Annotated in this window: 10 protein-coding genes and 1 pseudogene; all 11 read left to right on the plus strand. The window is 44.0% G+C overall.

The window, feature by feature from the left end:
- The first annotated feature begins 185 nt into the window (after positions 1-185).
- The 11 genes and pseudogenes from M2134_RS03720 to M2134_RS03770 all read left to right on the plus strand — a co-directional run bounded on the left by M2134_RS03720 (position 186) and on the right by M2134_RS03770 (position 23,360).
- Positions 186-1,778, plus strand: a complete 1,593-nt coding sequence (locus M2134_RS03720; protein WP_280749992.1) for an Hsp70 family protein — start codon at positions 186-188, stop codon at positions 1,776-1,778.
- Between the two features lie 7 nt (positions 1,779-1,785).
- Positions 1,786-3,138: a hypothetical protein gene (locus M2134_RS03725; protein ID WP_280749993.1), complete on the plus strand. Its 1,353-nt coding sequence runs from the start codon at positions 1,786-1,788 to the stop codon at positions 3,136-3,138.
- A 137-nt stretch (positions 3,139-3,275) separates the two neighbouring features.
- On the plus strand, positions 3,276-6,674 hold the full coding sequence (locus M2134_RS03730; RefSeq protein WP_280749994.1) for a hypothetical protein: 3,399 nt from the start codon (positions 3,276-3,278) through the stop codon (positions 6,672-6,674).
- Between the two features lie 45 nt (positions 6,675-6,719).
- Positions 6,720-9,482: a hypothetical protein gene (locus M2134_RS03735; RefSeq protein WP_280749995.1), complete on the plus strand. Its 2,763-nt coding sequence runs from the start codon at positions 6,720-6,722 to the stop codon at positions 9,480-9,482.
- A 53-nt stretch (positions 9,483-9,535) separates the two neighbouring features.
- Positions 9,536-12,301: a hypothetical protein gene (locus tag M2134_RS03740; RefSeq protein WP_280749996.1), complete on the plus strand. Its 2,766-nt coding sequence runs from the start codon at positions 9,536-9,538 to the stop codon at positions 12,299-12,301.
- 5 nt (positions 12,302-12,306) lie between these two features.
- Complete coding sequence (locus M2134_RS03745; RefSeq protein WP_280749997.1) at positions 12,307-13,080, plus strand: hypothetical protein; 774 nt, start codon at positions 12,307-12,309, stop codon at positions 13,078-13,080.
- 57 nt (positions 13,081-13,137) lie between these two features.
- The gene (locus M2134_RS03750) at positions 13,138-18,732 is read left to right on the plus strand and encodes a hypothetical protein (RefSeq protein ID WP_280749998.1); all 5,595 of its coding nucleotides are present in this window, start codon (positions 13,138-13,140) and stop codon (positions 18,730-18,732) included.
- Positions 18,733-18,756: 24 nt separating this feature from the next.
- Entirely contained in the window at positions 18,757-19,227 is a 471-nt protein-coding gene (locus M2134_RS03755) for a hypothetical protein (protein ID WP_280749999.1), read from the plus strand.
- Complete coding sequence (locus M2134_RS03760) at positions 19,224-19,880, plus strand: M50 family metallopeptidase (protein WP_280750000.1); 657 nt, start codon at positions 19,224-19,226, stop codon at positions 19,878-19,880. The genes M2134_RS03755 and M2134_RS03760 overlap by 4 nt, the downstream gene beginning before the upstream one ends.
- Positions 19,881-19,954: 74 nt before the next feature.
- Positions 19,955-22,284, plus strand: a pseudogene (locus M2134_RS03765) (DUF4011 domain-containing protein); the annotation flags it as partial.
- Positions 22,260-23,360: a Fic family protein gene (locus M2134_RS03770; RefSeq protein WP_280750162.1), complete on the plus strand. Its 1,101-nt coding sequence runs from the start codon at positions 22,260-22,262 to the stop codon at positions 23,358-23,360. The pseudogene M2134_RS03765 and the gene M2134_RS03770, both read left to right, overlap by 25 nt.
- The last annotated feature ends 82 nt before the right edge of the window (positions 23,361-23,442 follow it).

Below are 23,442 nucleotides of genomic sequence, written 5' to 3' on the forward strand. Positions count from 1 at the left end.
TTAAAATGTAAACCCGGCTAAATAGAATGTTTACAAACCTCAAAAACAACCTCAAAAACGACCTCGCTTTGAAGCGCAACTTTAAGGGGTCACTTTGAATTGGCCGAAGGGGGTCACTTTCGATGGAATTTCCAGTGGTGAATGAACTGGTTGTGGAATGAGATTTTAAAACACTATGCGAATTAATGATTAATTACGAAAGTATGATAGCAATCGGCTATGATTATGGAACCACCACCTCCTGGATGGCGACTCTAAAAGAGAATGGAGAATCTAAGCTCGCCTCTATGTGCTCGGATCTTTTCTTGTGCAATAACGGGAATAACTTGCTCTTTGATGAGCACGCCCTGCGTAGTAGAGGCACCCAAGGCGCATATATTAAATCACCCAAACGTTTTATTGCAAGAGCCGATTGGACAGGCTTCGAGGGAAAATACGGTCTTTGTTTACGCGATGCGATCGGGAAATTCACAGCCAACCTCATCGATCGGATAGGCGATTGTCGTCCGGCGGAGGATCGTCCGGCACATATCACCATCACGATTCCCAACAGCTACGATGGCGAGCGTATGCGTTATATGCGACACTGTTTTGAGCGGTTGTTTGCTGAGCGTTATGATAAGTTTATCCTTCATCTTCTGCCGGAGCCTATCGCGGCAGCCCTTCATTATGCGATGCACACGCCTATTCCGGGAGGGGTGGAAGAGCGTCGTTACTTGGTGATTTGCGATATCGGTGGTGGCACGACCGATCTGGCAACTATCTTCCTTCACCGCAAGAAGGTGGCAGACAACCGCTATGATGTCTGTTTTCGGGTGGTGGCAACCACGTCAGACAGTGTCTTGGGGGGTGACGATATCGATGAGATGCTTTTTAATTTCGTATTGAGAGATATTCACAATGACCCGACGGAAGGTCTTTCGCGTTTAGCCGATCAAGTAGATGCTCGCAAGCGAATCACCGACTCCAAGATACAGCTGTCCGGCACGGAGGCGTCCGATGTGGAGTTGACATTGCATGATAACAGCCGAAAAGTATATCGTTTGACACGTAAGATGATCAAGGATGAGCTACAGCTGACGGCACTTGAAACGCACTCTCATACGTTTCATGAACGCCTCAACGGATTGATGCATCAGCTCAAAAACGAAACGGAAATGCAATACAAAGAGGCGGGCTTCGGTACCTTCGATTGGTCAAATGTTATCTTATTGCCCGTGGGCGGAAGTATGCGTATGCCCCTGCTTCGTGAGGAATTTCAACGGGTATTCTCTAAAGCTACGATGCATGATATGGCCACTGAAGCGCGTGAGACCTATGACAGTGTGGTCTATGGAGCGATGTACTATTCGATGATTATGAACCATATGCCATCCAACATTCGAGAGGTGAAGATTGAGGGACGCTCTCGCCATCCTCTCTCCGTGGCCTACTTGGATAATCGCCTGCATTCCCTCGTCCATGCCAATATGCCGGACGGCATGTATCAGACAGATGCCCTTCGTCCGCTACGCATTGAGGCGGACGGAACGTTCGAACTCACCACCTTACGTCTCTTTTTACGCGATGGCGACTCGGTAAATGCAAACGATCAAGCCGATTATGTCTTTGAGATCAATCAGGTGTTTCAATCCAACGGACGTGCGGCCGGTGATATCCCTATCACCTTGCGTGTGGAGATGAAAAATGGCGAATTAGCGAGTGCAATGATTTTCATTCCTGCCGTTGATGCGGAAGGGAATGATTTTGAAAAGAATGTTTATCCATATAACAAATAAGTGGAATATGAACCGAAGAAGTCTATTGATTAGTTTCATCGCTCTGCTCTTGTTCTCATCGATCGGCACCCGCGCCGCTTCGACCGCCGAGGAAGAGGAGGTGCTGAAGCATCATCTGATACTGGCCATCAACTGGTCGCCAAGACCGAATCCGACGGATGGCTGGGAATCATCGCATGAAACGAAAGAGGCGGTGAAACGACTTTCCAAATATATAGTAAAGGACGGCAAAGGGGATGATCGTGAAGTGTTAACAACGGGTGATTATTATTCATGTGTCGCTTTCCGAGCCGAAGTCTTACATAATACCCTCGATCACTTTGTGCAACCTATTGTTTACCAGGATCAACCGGTTGTTTTTTGGAATGGTCGAGATCATAAAGACTTCTCCAAGCGCGTGAGCAATGACTGGAGAAACTGGTTGCGTAGTTCGCCTTTTCAAAGTCCAGACAATGCAAGCTTCTCGTTGCTTACTGTCGCTAAACCCTATTGTTTACACTATTTTTCCGGGGTGCCGGAGAAAAAAGAGATAAACCGTACCTTTATGATTGTTGTCACTGACCGCACATTCAACGGGGATATGTATAATGAGATACTCAATTTACAGCAGTTTAACATACATAACCATTTGACCGGCATAAAGGACGATGATGTTTATCCGATCTGTTATGCAGTCAATCAATCCTATTTTATACGGCATATTAAAACAGAAGCTATCCGGCACAATGGCAACGCATGGAGTAATCCGCAAGGCTATGTCGACCTGTATGAATTTGTCCCTTTGCAGAAGAACTTCCAGCTGGCTACCGTCCTTGATCTGCCGGCACATTTGAAGGCGAGGCGGGTGCGTGGCAATAAGTATGCTTGTGACTTATCTTTGAGTAATCGCCGCCATCCGTCGTATATGCCTGTTCGCTTGGAAGCATCGCTCGACAGCACGTTGCTGAAACGATGGAATGAGAACGAATTGCCGGAGACCACGACGTATACCTTCGAGGTCGAGAGTAGCAATCGCCCGAAGACGCTCCACCTCAAAGGGTGGGTGCGACTGATCGACGATGTGTACAACACCACGCTGCTTTCTCCCTCTCCGCGAGCGACGGAGGAAGCCGGTCGCGACGGCTTGCATGTTGCCTTTGAGATAGCATATGAGCCGAAAGCAAAGGTGTTTTTTCTTCCTATGCCCGATATTATGTGGTTCTCGTTCTTCCCCGACGATCAAGCGACGGCGGCCTTGGTGTGGGAGCTGATCATCGGCTTTCTCTTATTGGTAGCGACGGTCATATTGGTGATCTATCTCTTCAATAAGAATCAATATTTTACCCCGTCGGTAGACGAAATAAAATTCAAATTATCATAACCCCTTTCAATCTATATATGATGAACGTTACAATCAAAGACTCACAAGTCTACCCTATATCGTTAGATAGATCTCAACCCGATCAACTCATTCGTATACCTACCGGTTTATACGTGCAGGAAAAAAACTATTTAGGTATGAAATGCAAGCCTCGGGGTAGTTATACCTTATCTGTCGAGAATCTTGATGCGGGCGATCTTATCCTACGAGAAGGAGGCGATAAAGAGCTGATAAAGCTGCTGTGTGGCGACCGGGAGGGCTCTTCGCTGGATCTCACCCTCTCGGACTATACCACCCACTTCCATATATCACTCGATGCCTCGGCGGTAGTTGGGTATAAGAAGCAGCTCGATCAGATATCGGAAGAGAAGGCATATACAGATGTAAGCTTTCAACTTCAGCTTAGCCACGAGGGGGTAAAAGGAAAGCTCTCGGATACCATCACGATCCGAGTGAAAATTGAAGATCCGAAGCTGAAGCTGGCTTTTCGCTTCGAGCTTGACCGGGAGCCGATCACCTATGATGCCGAAGTGACCGACAAGCAGTCCGTCGGGTCGTTGGTGATAAACCATACGATGCAGCTTGCTTGTGCACCGGAGATGGCTGTCTCCTTTACCCTGCGTGTAGAGAGTGAGGGAAGCCCCTATGAGCAGTTTATCATGCTCGACTTTGAGGCACTTAAAGAGTCTAATCCCATCAAAGCCGGTGGGGAAGTGGTGATAGATGGGGTATCAACCTCGGTTTTAAGGCGCAGCACTGAAATCAGAGCCAATCGTCCGACTTTATTCAAGCTGGGACGTATCAAAAGTAATGATCCGACAAATGAGATAAGCATCCCTTTGCTGCTTGATATGACCAAGATCGTCAATCCCGGAGAGGACGAACAAGCATTCAAACTCACGCTGGAAGCAGATTGCTTTGGTAAACTCTTTGGAGAAGATATCCTTCAAAACGAGGTGCTCACCCAAACGGTGACCGTTCACAAAAACCGACAGTTGAATGAGTTGAAGGTCATGTGCTGCAATGGAGCAATGGATCACGAGAATGAGCTCGTTGACGGAGTGTACGATTGGGGACGCAAATTGCTCAGTCCTAATATGACCAATAAATGTGTTATCCGACTACGGAATGCAGCTGCGGCTACCGATACCGCTCACCCGAACGCCAGTGTGATCATTCGCCATCTCCGGCAGACGCGATTGGATTGCGATACAAAGCGTGTTGTACTTAAAGGCAATAAGAAACCTGAAGCCTATTTCCGCTTGACAGATGCCAATCTGGTAGCGATCGATACGCTTGAGGAGAATACGTATCATCTCTATCCGATGCAAACCAATCGCGGAGCAGAGCTTGAACTACATCTGGCCATCGAGTCAAACGCGGTGAGAGAAATTCGCCGGGATGCGAATGGCAGCTTTTCCTCGCCTATGTCCATCTCTTTTGCCTTCGATTATATCATCAGCCTTTCGGGCGAACTCCCTGCCGATGAAAGCGCATGGGAGCACTATGACGGGTCTATCCGGTGGGTGATGGAGCAGGTTCCCAACCCCGAATGGCTGAGTGTCGACTTCGGGACATCGGCGATTGTTGCCTCGTATGCTAAGAATTTTTCCGTTGATAAGGATCCGTTGCTCGATCTCAAGCAGAACAAAGATGTACTCCTCCGCCGAACACATAAGGGACATCTCAGGCAGAAGGATGAAACGCTCGAGCCTAACCCTTTTATTCCTTCGGTTATTTCGCTGAACTCTGTCGACAATGAAGGTGACTTTGACAAGAGACGTAGTGATGCGGAGTTTAAGGAGTATCCCATTTGGTTATCACCCTCTACCGGTATGATGGATATCATGCTTCCTTGTCTGAAAACGCTGATTGGCTATAAAACACTCCCCAATATCCTTTCGGAAGGGGAACGCATACGCTTCAAATATAAGGTGGATGGGAATGAAGTGCTACTCTTCGATGAAGAGGGGGAAGCCGTCGAATGTGGTTTGGCCTATGTCAATACCATCTTGGAAGAGGTCTATAAGCAACTCTTTCAGCATTATATCTGTCTTGAGCACGAAGAGAACCCCATCGATGCAAAGAGGCTGCATAAGGTGGTGCTTTCGGTACCCAATACGTTCACGCCCAAACATCATGCCTTGCTGAAAAACATCGCAAAGAAGAACTTCCCGAATTTACGACCTGAATACCTGCAAGTAGTGAGTGAGTCGGATGCGGTAGCCTGTTACTATTTAGCCAAAAGAAACGAATTTTTCGAGAATGCCCGTTTTTTGGACGAGGAACGTAAGAGTAAGCTGAGTGAGAACGAGCGAGTATTGGTGTTCGATATGGGAGCCGGGACGCTCGACCTTACCTATTTCATCAAGAAAGTAACACCTGACGGACGGACCTTTATTGATATGCAGGGCAAAATAGGACTGAACAAGGCGGGGAACTACCTCGACTACCTGCTTGGCGAGATCTTATGCGATCTGTTAGAAACGAAGGTGAAAGATGTCAAGCCGAAAGATGTGCAACGATTTAGACAATGGCTGGAAACAGACAAGGCACAGCGCGAGAAGAACGTGACGGACAAGAAGGAGTGTGAGTCGTTGAAGAATTTCCTGAAAGATAAGATAAAGCCGTTTTTGAATAATCGAGAAATGGAGATTCCTGCGCATGACACGTTTGAGTTTGTATCGGCTGAAGGGTCACTTTGCATGAAGGATATTTGTCAGCACCCCAAATACAAAGCATACATCAAGGAATGCACCGAAGAGGTGTTGGACAATCTACAAGCACTTCTCCGGACAGAGGATACAGGGAGCATGATGGGCTACAGGAATGCTTCTCTTCCTATCGATGTGTTGGTGTTCTCCGGTCGTAGCACAGCTTTGTTGGATATCCGACAGGCTGTCGCAAGACATATCAACCGGAATGCCGATAGCGACGAGGTGCTTTGTGCCGATCTGACTACCACTTCACTCATTCGATTGAAAGATGTGTTGACCGGCAATCATCAGAACGATGATCCAAATAACGGAATATCACTGAAAACAGTCGTTACTTTCGGCTCGCTGATCTATGCCGACTGGATCAATCGCCCGACTCTTTTCCATTTTACCGGAAAGAAAGTGTTTGCCGATTATGGTCTGTTGATACGGCATGTCAATAAAGGCTGGGAATGGTATCCGCTGATTACAAGCCAAACACCGGAATTGCCCTCTTCCGCCAATCGATATGCTGCTCAAGTGATGTTTAGCAACAGCTTAATTTATTCGATGGAACAGGCGCAAGAGATTATTTTTGCTCAAAGCTATAGCCGAGATCCGGCAAGCGACTGGAGAGACGGTCGCAAAGATATGATCACGGAAATGGCCTATTTCAATGTGCCGGATGGTGCGCATGGCAATCAGCCTATCAGCATGACGATTGATGCCAATAATACCATCACCTGTTTCATCGACGGTTTTGGACAGATCAGTTTGGAACCTCATGATGATTTCCAAAACGAATCACTCCGCAAAAGTCTTTGGCCGGTGGTGTTCTAATAGGATGAAAAACAAAATCTAACAGCAACGAAAAGATACATAAGGATGAAAAGAAATAACACATACACTGTGATGCAGTACTCGAAATGGATATGCCTCCTCCTTGCATTCACCTGCATGGGGATGGATGTTTTGGCACAAGAGACAACAAATGAGCCGCAACCTGAAGAATATTTTGACTTGATAGGCGAAAGAGACGGAAATGGCAATCTTCGCTTTGTGATGGGTAAGGATGAAGTCGGGTTCCTGAGAGATCCCAATGACTATGCGGGATACAATGAATTAAGATACTACATCTTTACCAATAAAAGACTGATTAGAGTTTCTGATAGTGATTCGGAAGGTTTGTCAGGCATTAGGACTGTAGTGCCTTTCGACTCGTTGGTGATTAACGACGTTTATAAAAAAGGAGGCTCGAAGTCCTTAGAGATTAGCAATGAACGCCCTCGAGGATATAAAAAGATCAACTCGGAAACGTTTGTTCTCAAAGATGGGAATAACAATAAGACAATCACTTTTTTTGTCGTAAATACCGGAGATTGGGATTGGAAAGAGTCGGAGGTGCGCATTGCAAAAAATGGAAGCAACTATGGAATACAAAAGTTGACAGAAGAAGAGTCTATGGCGTGTGATAGCATTTTTATGTCGGGAGACTCTATCGCGTTGGAAGTTAAGCGAAAATTAAGGGGCTTGATTCAGCATGTTACGCTTGCCGGGAAGACCTTGGAAGGCAAGTATAGGCTACAAAATGATAACACTTTGCGAGAAAAGGACGATATTGCACCTACTGCCGCGACCTTCATGGTAGACAAGGCTATCCTTCCCGCCGTAACAGATACGACAGAAGTACCTCTTAAAATAACGTTTGGCTTTGTCAAGGATGGAAGCTATCAGCAAGTAGTAAAAACAGTAAACATCAAAGTGGCTCCTAAGAAGGAGGACAGTAAAATAGTGGCATGGTTAGGTACGATATATGGGAAAATCATCGGAGGTTTTTTCCTAATCCTTATCCTAATTATTATCCTCGCCGCTGTAGCTCTTGGGATAAAAAAAGGGTTTCATCTTCTTAAAAAAAGAATGAGAGCTTCACAATCAGTCATAACGGCTCCTCAAGAAGATGTCGGTCCTATTATTCCTCCTCTGGAAAAAGTAGAAGAACCGAAAGGTAATGTTCCTCTACAAGTATTTGATAATCTATCAGACAACGAGGGCGCCAATTTGTTGAAGGAGTATCTTTTATATGTTTATCCCTCTTCAGTATGGAAAGATAACGAAAGTGAATTAAAAAATAAAATCTACAAGTCTTGGGTGCGTCAATGTTGTAAAGAGCTGAATAAAATACCTTTGGTGCAAATTGACAAGTCGCAATATACAGCCGACAACCTGTCTAAAACGATTGAAGAAGGCTTTATCGGGCAAGAGGCTAAATCTATTTTGGATGCGTTTCGGGATAATGCCTGTCAAGGGGAAAAGGATTACAAAAAGATTCTGGAAAGATATCAAAAAGCATTAATAACCGAAGGGCAAAATAAAGCCGCTATGAGCGGCAATGATGCTTCCTCGTCTGACAGCATTATCAAGGAAAGAGAAGAAACAATAAGATCGCTTGAGCAACAAGCAAAAAAACTTGAGGAAGCGCTTAGGGCCGAACAGGATAAAAATGAGAAAAGCATCCTTGCATGGCAGGATGCAGAGAGCAAGATTCGCAAGCTACTCATGAACCTTCGATCGATGCTGAAAGAGCAACGTTTTGACGTAGAAGACAAAGAGCCTCAAACCGTTTTTGAGGCTATCCAGCTGATAGAAACTGCCGTGAAGGGAGGCGTGAATGATCCGGACAAACAGGTAGAAATTGATGATCTGAAGCAGTCTTTAGCGGATGTAACTGCTCTGGCGGAAAAAGAAAAGGAACAAGCTAAAAACGACCTCGATGCGCAGAATAAACTCTTTGAAGAGGAGAAAGCACGACTCGAGGAAGAGCATACAAAGGTGATAGAAGCCCGGAAAGAGGAGCTTCAATCGAAACATGAAAAAGAGCTTCAGGACAAAGAAAACGAATATCAAGAGAAGATCGAGAAACTCCAGAATGATCATATGGGAGTATTGGGAGATAAAGATGGGAAAATAGATAAGTTGGGTGTAGAGATTGGCGATCTTAAAATGAAGATGGAAGAGCTCGGCAAGGAAGCTCATTCCGACTGTGCCTTTTATATTCAGACGTTGATGGATCAGATGAACGCTGCACAAAAGCTTATGGATATACTCTACCAAACGACTTGCAATACCAGTGGAGAGAAAAGTCAGTATGCCAATGTGATAAGAAAAGTGAAAGAGAGCTTTGAGAAGTTCGGCGAACAAGTAAATCAAAGAAATACGCCTGATCAATGGGGAGCCCTGAGCACTAAACTTCCACAGGTGCGTGAAGAATTGCAAGACTTCATAGCCGCCGGACTGCGGAATACCGGATGGGTGAATATGGTGAATTACCTCCATCTATATGCCGGTGCGAGCCAAGAACTCAATGATTCGTTTAATGCCAATGGCCTGTCGACAACCGCTCTTGCTCAACTCTGTGCGGATACGCAGAGGATGATCGGGTTGTTCGGTGTCAAAGTGGTGGTGCCCCATCTACTTGTCGATAAATTTGATGTTCAATCGTTTGACTTTGACAATGGCGACAAATGGATTCAGTCGTTTGCGGCGGATTTGCGCCCCAAAGATTACGAATCGAGGGTGTTCGATATGAGCTGCATCGGCTATCAGATAGAAGGTAATTCATACAATAAACCCAAGGTGTTCTATCTGTAATTGTATTATTCTTTTTTTCTATATATACACACACAATAAACGGAGGATAAGTTATGAGACTGCAAAACCTGTATATTAACGACTGTTTTGATCATGTAATAGATTACGACTCGACGAGCGATTTTGTTGAGAACTTTGTTGTGCAATCGCCGGATACCGGAGATGATATGCCGCTTCTTACCTTCAGTGCATTAAAGGGAGAGAATGCATTCGCGATAGAAACAGAGCGCAAGACCGATCGCGCTTCTTTCCGTTCTGCAACGATGATGTTGGCAGACAAGACAGGAGAGGTGGATGAGTTGACGATCGTTCTTGATTTTGTAATAGAAGAGGATATCCCGGCTCCCACACAAACAGCTCCGGAAAGTGAGGATAATCGAGATCCTTTTATTGTGGATGATGAGGATGATGCTGATGAGTCAGCGAATGCAATAGATGAGGACAATACTGCTTTGTCTGTGATAGAAGGAATCGCTGCCCTGAGGTGGAGATCCTTCGATGCTCCCGGTGACCGAATACTCTCGCTCCAAATGGCGAATCTTCGTAATCGATGTGTGAAGATCTGTGTTGAATGTAAGTTGACTTATCAAACACCTTTTGGTAAAAAAAATCCTACCAAGAAGATTCTCCTTTATGTAGGGCCCAAAAGTGTTATATCCGATGTGGTGCTTGATTTTGGCTCGGAGGCAACACAAATGACTGTCTTCTCAAGAAATTGTCCAATAGATATTAGGGGTTTTTCCAATCTTTTCCCCAATATCAAAGCCTCATATCCTACTATGAAAGAGGAGAAAAATGATAATTTCTATCAATTTGATGCGTCTAATCCAAAGCTCTTTCGTTCTCACTTTTTCATAAAAAAAGAATTTGCAGAGAGCGATGTGAAGCAAGCCAAAAAGGATCTTTCTTCAATGCCCAATGGTGATTTGCTCAAAGTGTTGACGACCAAATCGGAAGTACAAGGGTACGGGAATAACTATATAGTCTCGCCGAATGTTAAATTGACCAGTTTTGGAGGCATCGAGCTTCCTCAGGTGACAATCGGTGATAGATCTGTGTCAACGGGGCAGGTAGACGGGAATGATGCTTATTTCTTTTATCGCTCGAGTATTTCTTTGTTTATCCAGCAAGCATTGAAAGAATTGATCACACAGAACGCAGGTACTCGTTTTGTCTCGTTCCACTTCTTGATGCCAAACGTCTATCTGCAGACTGAGATAGTTAAAATCCTGCGACTCTTACAAGGTGACATTGCTTCGCTTCTTGAAAAAGAGGACTACGCAGCTATTCAAGGATTTGAAGTAACGGCTGTATCTGAGAGTGATGCCTCGGTTATGGGGGTTTGTGAGTATAAAAGGCACGATAATCAACAACTTGATAAAGGTAACTACTTGTTGTTGGACGCAGGTAAAGGGACACTTGATTTCTCGCTCGTTAAATATGACTATAACCGGGAAAGGAATCATTACACGTATGAAAATTTGTGGCGTTCGGGAATCATCGGTGCCGGAAATAGTTTGACGTATGCCTTCCTCATAACGCTTCTGCACCAGTACTTAGATGAGCGCTATGATAAGGAAGGTGGAGTGACAAAGTCTGACCTGCGTCGATTTATCTATCGGAATATGCTCGGACAAGATACAACGAAGCAAATTGCAGGAGCAGGTGACCCGGCAGAGCTTCTCAATATGATGCGGACGGCAGATAGATACAAAATGTATTCATCCAAGGAAGGCGTGGTGAGAGAGCATGAAGAGGCCTCAGCGAACGATCTTGATTCATTTCAATTGAACGGTTTCAATGGTTGGTTGGAGAGTGGAATTGCCGGAAACAGGGTTCATACACTAACACACAAAGAATATATCACACAAATGATAGATTCTCTTGTTAATGAAACGATGAATACTATTCTCGAATTGCAAGCCGGGCGAGGGGAAAAATACAAAATCGACTATGTTATATTTGCCGGACGCGCTTTTCATCTGAACTTATTCAAAGATGCGTTGTTCAATGCGCTGAAGGAACAATACCCACATCTGAAGGAGGTAAAGTTTCTTTCTGATCATGCGGCAGTCTCGATGAAAGATATCTGTATGGTTTGTGTTGATCCGTTAAGAATGGGTCATTATAACCGAAAAATTCTTTCCAAACCGGTGTTACAACAGAAAGCTCCAACAACACAACAAGCCGCCCCCCAAACGCGGGATCTAAAAACAAGAAGTTTTCTCGATACAATTTTGAGGCTACTAAAAAAAATCAAAGGTATGCCGGATGAGGAAGACATCAAACAAGCGGAGACCTCGGAGCAACTGCCTTCGGGGAATATTGGAGACAAATTGTTGGGTTGGTATGATAATGTACTCGTATACGATAATGTACCGCAAACAACAAAAATGCCTCTTAGAGGAATAGAATGGGAAGCAATACAACACCCGGAGTGGGCACGTATCATTATTGGTGGGGTTATCTATCCATTAGACGGAATAGGGAAAGGGAAGATCAGAGTCTTTTTTGATGGAGAAAACTATGTGGTTCGATCGGAGAATAGTTGTATTCATTTGACTCCTCGATTTGCTTTGAAAACATCACCTTTCTTGCAAAACTCTTTTTTCCCCAATATCAGACCTGCGGAGCAAGGAAATGTAGAGCTGGTGACGGTCATAAAGTCTTATTATGAAGCTATGAACGAGGATGAAAACGAAAAGAGTAATGATGAATACAAGGATCTCAATGAGAATGAAGAAACTACAACCTCTTCTTCTAAAAAGAATGAAGACATTCTGGATAAAAGTATTAATGACGCATTTTCTGAACTTTGATTAATATGGGAACAGTAATATTGATAATACTCGGAATAGCCCTTGGTTTTGGTTTGGGAATATTCGCATGGGGGAAAATGGGTGGCGCTAAGCTCAAGGAAGATGTGGTGCGGTTGAGAAAAGAGAAGAAGGAGTTGGAGGTGCATTATCAGGAGCAAAAGACAAAGCTGAGCAACCTTTCCAAAGCGGCTAAAGCGGTCAGTGATCTTCAGAAGGCGATTAAGAATGGAATCCCGGACTTTTCGTCTGAGTCGTCCGAAGAGAAGAGGTTGTACTTGATGGAAAACTTTTGGAATGCCTATTATAATGGGGAACAATTTATTAAAGAACGTTCTCCTGAAAGTGATCGTTTTTTTCGTGATCTCTATCGTGCGTTGAAGGCGACCGAGACCCTGAAAGAATTGCAGGAGAAAGTGACCACCCCTTTCTATGAAGCGATGGATCAAGCTTCTCTTGATGCGGAAGGTGTACGAGAAAAGTTGTTGAAGATGGCAATGCAGATGTATGATGTGGTCAGCTCGTTCCAATCTGTCAACATGCGAAAAATAGAACAAGGGTTAAATATAGGGATTGTTAAAGGTGATAAAACAGAAGAACAAGCCCTGGAAGAAGCGAAGATAATTACAGATATAGAGCAGGAGACTCCCCGCTGGATCAGAAGCATTGCTTCCGGCGTGAAGGGTATAGGAGTGGAAGATAAAGGAATCATCATTTCCGGGTACAAATTGGCTCCTCAGCGAGAAGATCTCGTGGCAGAATCGCCAACGGAGGAATCCTGATCTATTAGCTAAAGACGAAGAATAGGAGAAAAACAAAATATAGAGGAGAGCAAAAAGATGAAATCAAAGGTAATTCAAATAGGGTTAATTGTGTTAGCTGTCGTGTGTGTAGCCTATATCATATACAGCAATATCACTTTAAATTTTACGGTGTTAGCGTTTCTCTTTCTCTTGGGCGCTTTTTTGATCACTCGGGAGGATTCCTCTACGCAGCCTGATCCTTATCTACGGGATCTGGGAAAATCGAATACAGGGATTCTAATCCTTTCTTTTGCCGTTTTGCTTACTTGCTATACGTTGAGTAACTATTTCTTTGCAAGGAATGAGATCTATTCAAACAGTGATCACCATGCGGTACGTATCGATGGAGTTAACATCCATAATCCGAAGGGTTTTGTGGTGGCGGGTGATCATGAACATGCGTTCTTTGATAATAGTCATTTTCAGGGGACCATGCGCATCAGAGAGTTCGATGATCAGCATGTCAGGTTGAGGCTGGATGGGTTCACCCAGGCTCTTTATCTTGACCGATATGGGGAAGAGAGTATATTGGTATCATCAGAGCTGCTCAATAGAGAGTCGCTGATTCCTGTCCAAGCGACCGATAAACTGCAATTTATTGGGAATAGAGATACGTGTGAAATAGCCTGGAATTATCACTTTGTGAAAAAATGGAGAGGAAGTGATACGGCAGAATGCCACTATAGTTACACCAATAAAGGGGTGACTCATAGGGTTGCTGAAAACAGAATAATTAAGAAAGGACTTGATCTGAATACCATTTTAGGCGAAGTGGTAAGCAATATTGATTTTAAGGGTGTGAACTTGCTACGGGATAGGCATTCTTCCAAGTTGAAGCCAAAGGACTATGCCCAAGAAAGCTTTGTGATAGAACTCAACCGTGAAGCTTTCGAGCAGCCCTCGATCCGTGAGATTAGGGTGCTTAGCCTCGACGGGACGGTTAGAACCTATGCGATAAATGCCTTGAAACGTACATCCGAAGAGGTCGTGATTCCTATAGGTCAAGCTTTTACTATAGGGTGTTTGGGCGGCTTAAAGTCACTACCTGTCCGTTTAATGAATCACAATGGTTTGTTGTCCCTCGAATATGTTACACCTCAATATCACTATCTTTCTTCTCAGCATAAGGAAGGTGCGAACACTGTATTTATCACCACCTCGCTCTCAAGAGAAATTATTGAAAACCAGAACCCGCCCGAAAACATAATGCTGTTTGACTTTTTCAACAGTGAAGAGAACGGGAATAATTTTCAATCACCCATTTATCTTTCTTATGTGGCCGGTCCTACAACGCAAGAGATGAGTTTCTTGATTAATAGAGAGACTAATCTCATTGCCGGCGAGCAGATCCCGGCTGTTATGTCACAAAACGGCCGTCTGATGTGGCAGATAGAGGTAGAAGATTTCAAAGCGACGGCTCCCTATATAAATGAGAATAATATCCTCCTGTTTATTATTATCTTGGGCGCCTGTTGTATACTCAATATTGTTTTTGGACGTTCATTAGGACATCGAAAGCCTCACACCGCTATTGAGCAGATTGCTTATTTAGCTTTGATACTTTTCTTCTCTTTCCGTCTGTTGTTGATGTGGAGAGCCGCAGTGTTTCCCCCGGTTGAACTCGCCTCTATCTATGAGTTTCTCCACTTTTTCAGAAGTGAAGCCGGCATACGCTATCAGTTTATCGGATTAACGATCTTTTTCGCTGCTATCCAATCTATCAAATTGATACAAATTCCTGCCACTGGATCAAGAGGTTTCAAGATCTTCGCAGACTTTCTGTATTTGTTTTTTCCTACACTCCTCTTGGTCGGTGCAGAGATTTTTCTGTTTGACCTTTCAGCGTATGGTCTGTTTGCGCTCCCGTTTGGCATCTATTTACTACTCAAAGGCTGCTTCTTTTTCTTTCGACGTTTTCTCGATAAGCCGAAGTGGTTTAATCGCAAGTGGGCAAAGCTGATGAAGAATAAATGGTGGCCCGTTTGGCTTTTTCTTCGTTTTTTGGTAACCGGGTTGATTCTTCTCGCAGTCTTTAAACTCATTCCGCTTGGAGGTGCCGTTGTATCTCTCTTGCTTCCTATTTGCCTCTATTTCTTGTTCGAGTTTTTCTTTTGGCGTTATTGGCCGGGTGCAAGTGAAGGTATATATAAGGAAATAAAAAGAACGAAACGTCTCACCTTATCTCAGCTTTTCTCCACGGGATTAGGACTTTCTCTTCTGAATGGATTAATGTTTTCATGCGTTTTCTTTTTCTTGGATGGTGGTTTCGGCCTCATATTTATTTCGTTCTTTCTTTTAGTCTCCCTGTTGAAACTCTTTGACTTTGTGAATAGTTTTTATGACTATACAGACAGGAAATACATACGAATTGCTTACTCTGTCATCATCATCGGTCTGCCCATTCTTTTTATTGTATTTCTTTTTTATGAGAAAGACATTTTGGCTTGGCTTGCTACGGCTTCTCCATCCCTCTGTATTATTGCCATAGGAGTAGCACTCGTGGCTGTTGCCGGGCTCATCGGGGCTTTGGTCCTCAGGATTAAACCTAATCTGAAATCACTATCCATTACAATTGTTGCGGCTTTGGTGCTTAGCAGTATATTTACTTTTGCATATAAAGAGGTCGTACTCACCAAACATACGGCTCAACGTATGTTGGTTCATATTCTGACGCCTGAAGAAGGATTGAAAAATACGAAAACGGCAGAGGATGAACGACGTTTCTTTGAAGCCTCCATCAACGACTATATTTTGAATGTATATAACCGGCAAGCGAATGAGGTCGGTGTGGTTGGAGGGAAGGCAGACACCTACTTCAAGATGCAAAAGCATAGTCGTGTGGGTGCTATGTTTGGTGCACAAACGAGTGATATTCTCATGGCACGTTTTGTTATTGCCGAGCACGGCAAGTATTTGCCCATTCTTTTCCTCTTTCTATATCTGTTTATGCTCTATCTCGGTGTGAAGATGAAAACAACCTATCGAGCGAGCAAGATGCTGTTAGTCCAAATCCCGGCATTGCTTTTTATCCATAGTCTTTTTGTCTGGTTAGCCAATACGCAGATGTTTATCTTCGTGGGGCAAGACTTCCCTCTTTTCTCTCTCCATTCGAAGTTTGCGCTGCTTTACTACTTTGTCTTGACGACTCTTTGGGTATGTGTGGCGACGATAGAGAAAGCAGGAGAAATACAAACAATGAAAGATAATAATACGGATGCTCCGCGCTACTATCATAGAACCTATGGGCGAGTGTTTTCCATTGTATTTGGTTTTATGCTTTTGCTGTTTGTTGGCAGATATGCTCCCGAAAAAAACGAGAGTTTTGCGGACAAACGGTACACATTGACAGATTTGTTAGAAGAAACAAAAGATAAAATATCGCGATTAAACGTAGAATTTGCCAAGTTCCAGGATTCTACCCGGATAGCTACGCCTAACTTATCGGATGTATCCTATGTCACGTCTGCGTTCCATTATCAGCAGGAGGGTTTCATTAAATCAACTTTAGGTAGTGATTCCACCTTTTTCTATCGCATCTGGGAGCGGTTTGCCCTCAAGGGAGGGGCTAAGTCAAACAAAAGCAGTTCGTTGATTCACGCTCGTCGAAAAAACGATGTGCTATTTTTTGATGTGCGCACCAATTATTTCAATCGAAATCTTCCAACGATAGAGGTCGATTCTTGGCGGGGAAGCATTGTGGCCGGCAAGCCACAAATCCATACTGACAGAATGATGACAGAAAATAATAGCTTCCGTCAATTTGTTTTGCCTCGCAGTTGGGTTCGCTCGACGGATGATGTGGTTCTGCTCAAGCACTTGCGTCAGCGAAATACCACCATAGGCAACGATAGGGAGAACTATGGCGACTTTACGCTCGAAAGCGGATATGCGTCCGCTTGTCGCCGATTCCCGTATGACCGGTTCAATTCGGAGGGATTGGAATCGGTTGCCGCTGATACATATTTTGCACGCAATGTCGTTATTAATGGCAGCCGTTCATTTGTCTATCCTATGGCTGAACGCTTTTTTTGGTCTTATACGTTTGCCAACGAGGTGGCTTGGCAGAAGAATCGCCAAACGGTGAAAACAGCATCGTTTCACGATGATATAGGTATTACAATCGATCGTGAGCTCACCTCCGATATATATCAAACGATCGGTAATGCTTTTGATAGCAGAAATCTCCATGCGCCGTATATGTCGGTTGTCGTGGCTGATGGCGATGGACAGATCCGTGCGATGGTTGATCGAAAGACGGAATATGTTCTTAATCCGAACAATAGAAAAGAGTTGCAAAAAGTGGAAGATGATTTGTATATGGACTCCGATTCTGAAAAGAATGATGGTTACTTCGGGAATATGAACCTGTTCGCTATGCCTGACGGGCCGGGATCAAGTCAAAAGCCTATTGTTTGGACGGCTGTGGCATCAGGTGTCGATTATGATTGGAAAAATTTGCAGATCTTGCGCTTCTCCGATCAGAACGGTAATATCGGATTAGACCTTAGCTCGGAGGGAAAATATTACACGCGTTTCTTCAATGGTGAGCGCCTGTATACGGATCGGAGAGAGAGTAGATTGACCTTCGATGCCTTGCGAAGTGATGAAAACAATGGCGCGGGTGTTGGCCTTCGTGATTATATTCGCAAATCAAGTAACTACTATAATGCCTTGATGCTCTATATCGGTTCATTCCATAGTTTTCAGATGAATACCGCTACAGAGAGTCGGCCGGATCCCGCGGCAATGTTTGTTGAGGTTAACCGGAGAGAGCTATTTACTCCTCAAGGACGGGTTATCAGAAGTGCATATGATTTGGCTTTCCCCGTGCTAACACGTAGCCAAGAAAATTACAATCGTTTGTTCAAGCTAAACCGGACGATGCCGCGAGATTATGAGAACTCCTTGTTGTTTACGCGTCTGTATACTATGTTTGGCTTTAATAGCGGTGAAAAAATATCCTCGCTCTATGAAGGACTTAATTTAAGCACTCACCCGACGAAGCGTACGAATACGTATGCATTTGTGGTTAATCCCATGTATACCTATAATTTACTTTCTAACTCCGACAGAGAGTTTCTGCTTAATGCGATCCACTATGCTGCGGTAGGCGGTGGCGTCCCCTGGCAAGTATCTCCTTTGTCGATGGCTCAAATCTTCGGGCAGTTAACGATGCTGAAGAAAAACTATCGCCTGACGCTTGAGCCTATTCGGGAGGAAAAGAAGGAGCATGAATCATATACAGACCTCTCGGCCGGTTACTTAGAGGCGCGGAGCGAATTCCTCGCAGGGATGAATGGGGTATTTTCTTCTGTCGGTACAGCCGGCTCGATTGGTGCCACTCGAGAGAGTACTGCCATGAAGAAGGGCGGTTATTATCTCTATGGAAAGACAGGGACGAGCAATGAAATCGGTACCACAAACTCCAACCTCCATCGGTTGGGTGTAGTTATCACCAATCAACCGATCGAGGCACTCAGCGTCGAGCAGTTAGAAAGGGTGAAGTTCTATACCGTTTATTTCACGGCCAGGTATAACCGGTACGTCCCATTTTACGGGATTATTTTGGATCAAATTATCGCCTCGGATAGCTTTAGAGAATATATGTCCGGTGATCAGGAACAGGACTAAAAACAATTTTGAAAAGAAATGATTATGAAAACAAAAAATAGAAATAGCATCTTCCCGTGGCTTATCGCCCTGATATGCTTGTCGCTGGCATGTTTCTCCTTTCAATTCAAGAAGGACAAACTGGTTGAGGTGAAGGATGACACTCGTATCCTTGTCCATTTGAACACCGATACCATAAAAGATGCACTTGATGCTCGAGCTGCCGACTGGGGTACCATCGATAGTGATTGGTCGCCTAACTTTTTCAAGAAAGAGTCAGGTGGATTTATCATCGAGTCACTCCCGGGACAAAAGTTTTATGATATACTATGTGCCGATAGCGCTGCTTTCAGGATTGCCCGTGATTATCCCTATCTTTTCCACTTTAAAGAGACCGAGGAGGGCGGTTGCCGTTTTAGGATGGCGCGCAAACAGGGTAAAGACGGCTATGTGGTGTTCCCCACCTGGTTGCTTGTAGAACTGATTGAAAGAAAAGTATTGATTCTACCCCAATGAAACGATTATCTACCCTGATAGGGAGTTTATTGTTGCTTATCTTAGCCGCATTGACGATCTATGACGGATACTATTTCTTAGTGGCCGCCTTCAAGCAATTGAACAGCTATCTCTGGCTGGGTGTCGGTTTTCTATCATGTATTGTCGTGAATAAGCTTTTGTTTGATCAGCTTAGACTTATCAAGGTGCATATTCACGAGTCGGCACACGTCATAGTGAGTTGGATGTTCTTCCGGCGAGTGACCTCGATAGAAGTGCGCGAAACCGATGGGATGATGTATCACATTCCGGGAAGAATAGGCTCCTCATTCATCAGCTTGGCGCCCTACTGCTTGCCCTATCTGACCTATTTCTTTCTGATAATCCGCTGCTTTGTCATGGGGTCGTCGGTTTGGATATTCGATATGATCATCGGTTTCACCTTGGCGCTACATGTGGTCTGCTTCAAAGAACAGACCAACTCCAATCAGCCCGATTTGAGACAAGAGCCTCTCTATTTTTCATACCTTTTCATCTGGACCTTCCGACTCTTTAATCTATTGCTTATCCTGCTTTGTTTCTTCAAAAAAAGTGGTAATAGCCTCAATCTGGATGGAGCCATAGCTTACATTTTCTCTAATTTTTACAGTACTATTCTAAATCTCTTCTCGTAATCTTTACTGGTCGAATAAAATAACAATATTTCGCGAAGAAAGAGGACTGCAGATCGAACAAAAAACAGCAAGCCATGAATAAAGAATCTAACCTAATCCAAGTGGAGTTTATCTATCTCCCTGTTGTTAATTTTGCTTTGCAGCAGAATCGAGTATCTGTTATTCGTCTCTTCTCTATCGAGAATATCTCCGATAAGGAGCTGAAAAACATAAAGATAAATCTCCAAATAGAGCCCGATTTTGCAGACTCAATACCCTATATGATTGAGTCTATCCAAGCTCATGAAACGGTTCGGATCAGTGATCTAAAGTTGAAATTGTCGACCAATTTCTTTGCTCAAATCACCGAACGGATGGCCGGTCACATCTCGTTACTAATCTCCTCCGAGAACGAAACGCTCTATCAAAAAGATTACGCGATTGATATCTTAGCATTTGACCAATGGAGTGGGATCTCTATATTGCCCGAAATGCTATCGGCTTTTGTCACGCCTAATCATCCCGCCATTACTTCCATCCAGAAAAGAGCCACCTTAATCTTGGAATGGCTAACAGGAAGTCCCGCACTGGATGAATACCAGAGTCGCAATCCGAATCGAGTAAAAACACAAATTGCAGCCCTATATTATGCGATCGTCGAACAAGAGATTATCTATAGTTCTGTACCCGCTAGCTTCGAGTCGGACGGTCAACGGATACGATTGGTCGATAATCTCTTGTCTCAGAAGCTGGGAACCTGTCTCGATATGGCATTGCTCTATGCGTCTTGTTTGGAGGCAATCGGCATCCATCCCTTAATCATTATTACCCAGGGACATGCTTTTGTAGGGGCTTGGCTTATCCCTGACACTTTTCCTGATGCGGTGATTGATGATCGCTCTTTCTTGACAAAGCGCACAGCTGAGGGAAATAATGAGATCATCTTGATTGAAGCAACCTGTATGAATAAAGGGGATAAGATCTCTTTTGACGAAGCTGTAAAAAGAGCCAACAACACGCTCCAGACGAGAGATTTTGTATTGGCATTGGACATTAAACGAGCTCGATTCTCCGGCATCAGGCCTTTACCTCAAAGAATATTGAACGGAGATCATTGGGAGATAAAGGAGGAGGAACCCGAAATGTCGGAAAAAGAGATGGCTTCCCCTGAGGCAATCAATCCTTATGATTTATCTGCCTTCTCGGCCGATATTCAAGTAACCAAGCAGCTTTTGTGGGAACGGAAGTTGTTGGACTTGAGTCTACGCAATAACCTATTGAATACCCGAATAACTAAAAATACGCTTCAACTCATCTTAGCCGATCCGGATAAGTTTGAGGATGCCCTAGCTTTAGGCTTCTCCCAAAGCCTTTGGACTGGGAAAACCCACTTTATGACTTTGGTATATACAACTCGATCGCTCCTACCGATCCCATCATTGATCTGATTAAGTCGGAGCTTACTCAGAAGAGGCTAAGGACTTACCTTTCCGAAACCGAGTTGGATCGGGCATTGAAACATCTATACCGCTCATCGAGGATGTCGATAGAAGAGAATGGAGCGAATACCCTCTATATTGCACTAGGTCTATTGCGTTGGTACGAGACTCCCATTAGCGAACGCCCACGTTATGCTCCTATCCTACTTCTTCCTGTCGAGATGATCCGAAAATCGGCAGCAAAGGGCTATGTTATTCGTTCTCGCGAGGAGGATACAATGCTGAATATAACCTTACTTGAAATGCTTCGGCAGAACTTTGGCATCCAGATCCCGGGATTAGATTCACTGCCCATTGATGAGAGCGGGGTGAATGTCCGGCTTATCTATTCCATCTTCCGAAACTCTATAAAGAACCAACCGAAATGGGACGTCGAGGAACAAGCTATATTGGGGATATTCTCTTTCAATAAGTTTATCATGTGGAATGATATCCACAACAATGTAGGTAAATTGATGGAGAATAAGTTGGTGCTTAGTCTTGTTAGTGGGAAAATAGAGTTCGAGGTGAATGATACGATGATAGACGCTTCCTATTTGGATAGAACAGTAACTCCGGCTGATATCGTTCTTCCTATAAGTGCCGACTCCTCGCAATTGGAAGCGGTCTATGAAGCTGTCAATGATAGAACTTATATCTTACATGGTCCTCCGGGAACTGGGAAATCACAAACCATTACAAATATCATAGCTAATGCACTCTACAAAGGGAAGAGAGTTCTCTTCGTAGCTGAGAAGATGGCTGCTCTTTCTGTCGTGCAAAGTCGTCTGGAGGCTATCGGACTAGCCCCTTTCTGCCTAGAGCTTCACTCCAATAAAGCTAAGAAAAACGCGGTATTATCCCAACTAAAAAGGAGTACCGAAGTAGTGAAACCGAGTTCTCCCGAGAATTTTGAAAGAGAATCCAATCGTTTGTTCAGACTAAGGCTTGGCCTAATTTTACTTGGGATAATGGGAAGCTACTTGTATTGCTTGCCAATGTTAGGCATTTGCAAGGGCGCTTATTGGGACAGATGGAAAGTTTAGGCTTCAAGCTACAAGAAGAAGCCGTCCTTTCTACGTTGACTTTGGATGTGCTGAAGTCAACTGAAATAGAAGGAGAAATTCTGAATAAAGACCAAGTGCGTTCGTCTATTGCCCGTAAATTAGGCTTGGAGGTATCCGGCCTTGTCGATTCGCCCAGAAATGTGGATGGTGTTGTAGAAATGATGCTTGATGCCACGCAAAATTATGCTAAACCGATAACCTCTGAAAGGCTATTGGGTTGGCATGCTGCACTTTTCCCGACCGGTTTTAGTGGTATGTGTAAAATAGAGGTCGGCAAGTATCGGAGTGGTGATATGCAAGTCGTTTCCGGAGCAATGGGCAAAGAGAAAGTTCATTATGAAGCTCCTAAGCCGGATCAGGTGGAAGCCGAAATGAATTTATTCTTGAAATGGTTTAATGATACATCATCAGAGATAGACCCGGTACTGAAAGCTGCAATCGCACATTTCTGGTTTGTTACTATTCACCCATTCGATGATGGGGATGGTCGTATTGCGCGTATTATAACAGACCTTCAACTTGCTCGAAGCGATGGAAGTTCACAGCGTTTCTACAGTATGTCAAACCAGATACTTGTTGAGCGAAAGAGATACTATGAAGTTTTGGAAAAGTCTCAACATGGAACAAGCGATATAACAGAATGGTTGGTTTGGTTTTTAGCTTGTCTTGAAAATGCCTTACTCAATAGTACTGATACGTTAGATTCCGTTCTGAAAAAAGCTCGTTTCTGGGAAAAACACAGCCAAACTCCACTGAATGATCGCCAGCGGTTGATGCTTAACAAATTATTAGATGGATTTGATGGAAAACTGACATCTTCCAAATGGGCAAAGATAGCAAAATGCTCACAAGATACAGCCATACGGGATATACAAGACCTCATAAACAAGAGTATTTTACAGAAAGAGGCACAGGGAGGAAGAAGCACGAATTATGAATTAATTGTCCCGTCCTAAATGAGTGTAACAGTCTTTTTATAGTACGGGACAATACATAATATCAAAATTATTCCTTTACTCTTTTCTGGGAATAACATTT

Source organism: Parabacteroides sp. PM6-13, from assembly GCF_029892605.1.
GTDB lineage: Bacteria > Bacteroidota > Bacteroidia > Bacteroidales > Tannerellaceae > QVMG01.

What these genes read in the sequence shown, in the direction of transcription:
- M2134_RS03755 (WP_280749999.1), top strand. Translation starts at nt 18,757, where the DNA reads ATGAAAACAAAAAATAGAAATAGCATCTTCCCGTGGCTTATCGCCCTG.
- M2134_RS03740 (WP_280749996.1), top strand. Translation starts at nt 9,536, where the DNA reads ATGAGACTGCAAAACCTGTATATTAACGACTGTTTTGATCATGTAATA.
- M2134_RS03725 (WP_280749993.1), top strand. Translation starts at nt 1,786, where the DNA reads ATGAACCGAAGAAGTCTATTGATTAGTTTCATCGCTCTGCTCTTGTTC.
- M2134_RS03735 (WP_280749995.1), top strand. Translation starts at nt 6,720, where the DNA reads ATGAAAAGAAATAACACATACACTGTGATGCAGTACTCGAAATGGATA.
- M2134_RS03720 (WP_280749992.1), top strand. Translation starts at nt 186, where the DNA reads ATGATTAATTACGAAAGTATGATAGCAATCGGCTATGATTATGGAACC.
- M2134_RS03730 (WP_280749994.1), top strand. Translation starts at nt 3,276, where the DNA reads ATGAAATGCAAGCCTCGGGGTAGTTATACCTTATCTGTCGAGAATCTT.
- M2134_RS03750 (WP_280749998.1), top strand. Translation starts at nt 13,138, where the DNA reads ATGAAATCAAAGGTAATTCAAATAGGGTTAATTGTGTTAGCTGTCGTG.
- M2134_RS03745 (WP_280749997.1), top strand. Translation starts at nt 12,307, where the DNA reads ATGGGAACAGTAATATTGATAATACTCGGAATAGCCCTTGGTTTTGGT.
- M2134_RS03760 (WP_280750000.1), top strand. Translation starts at nt 19,224, where the DNA reads ATGAAACGATTATCTACCCTGATAGGGAGTTTATTGTTGCTTATCTTA.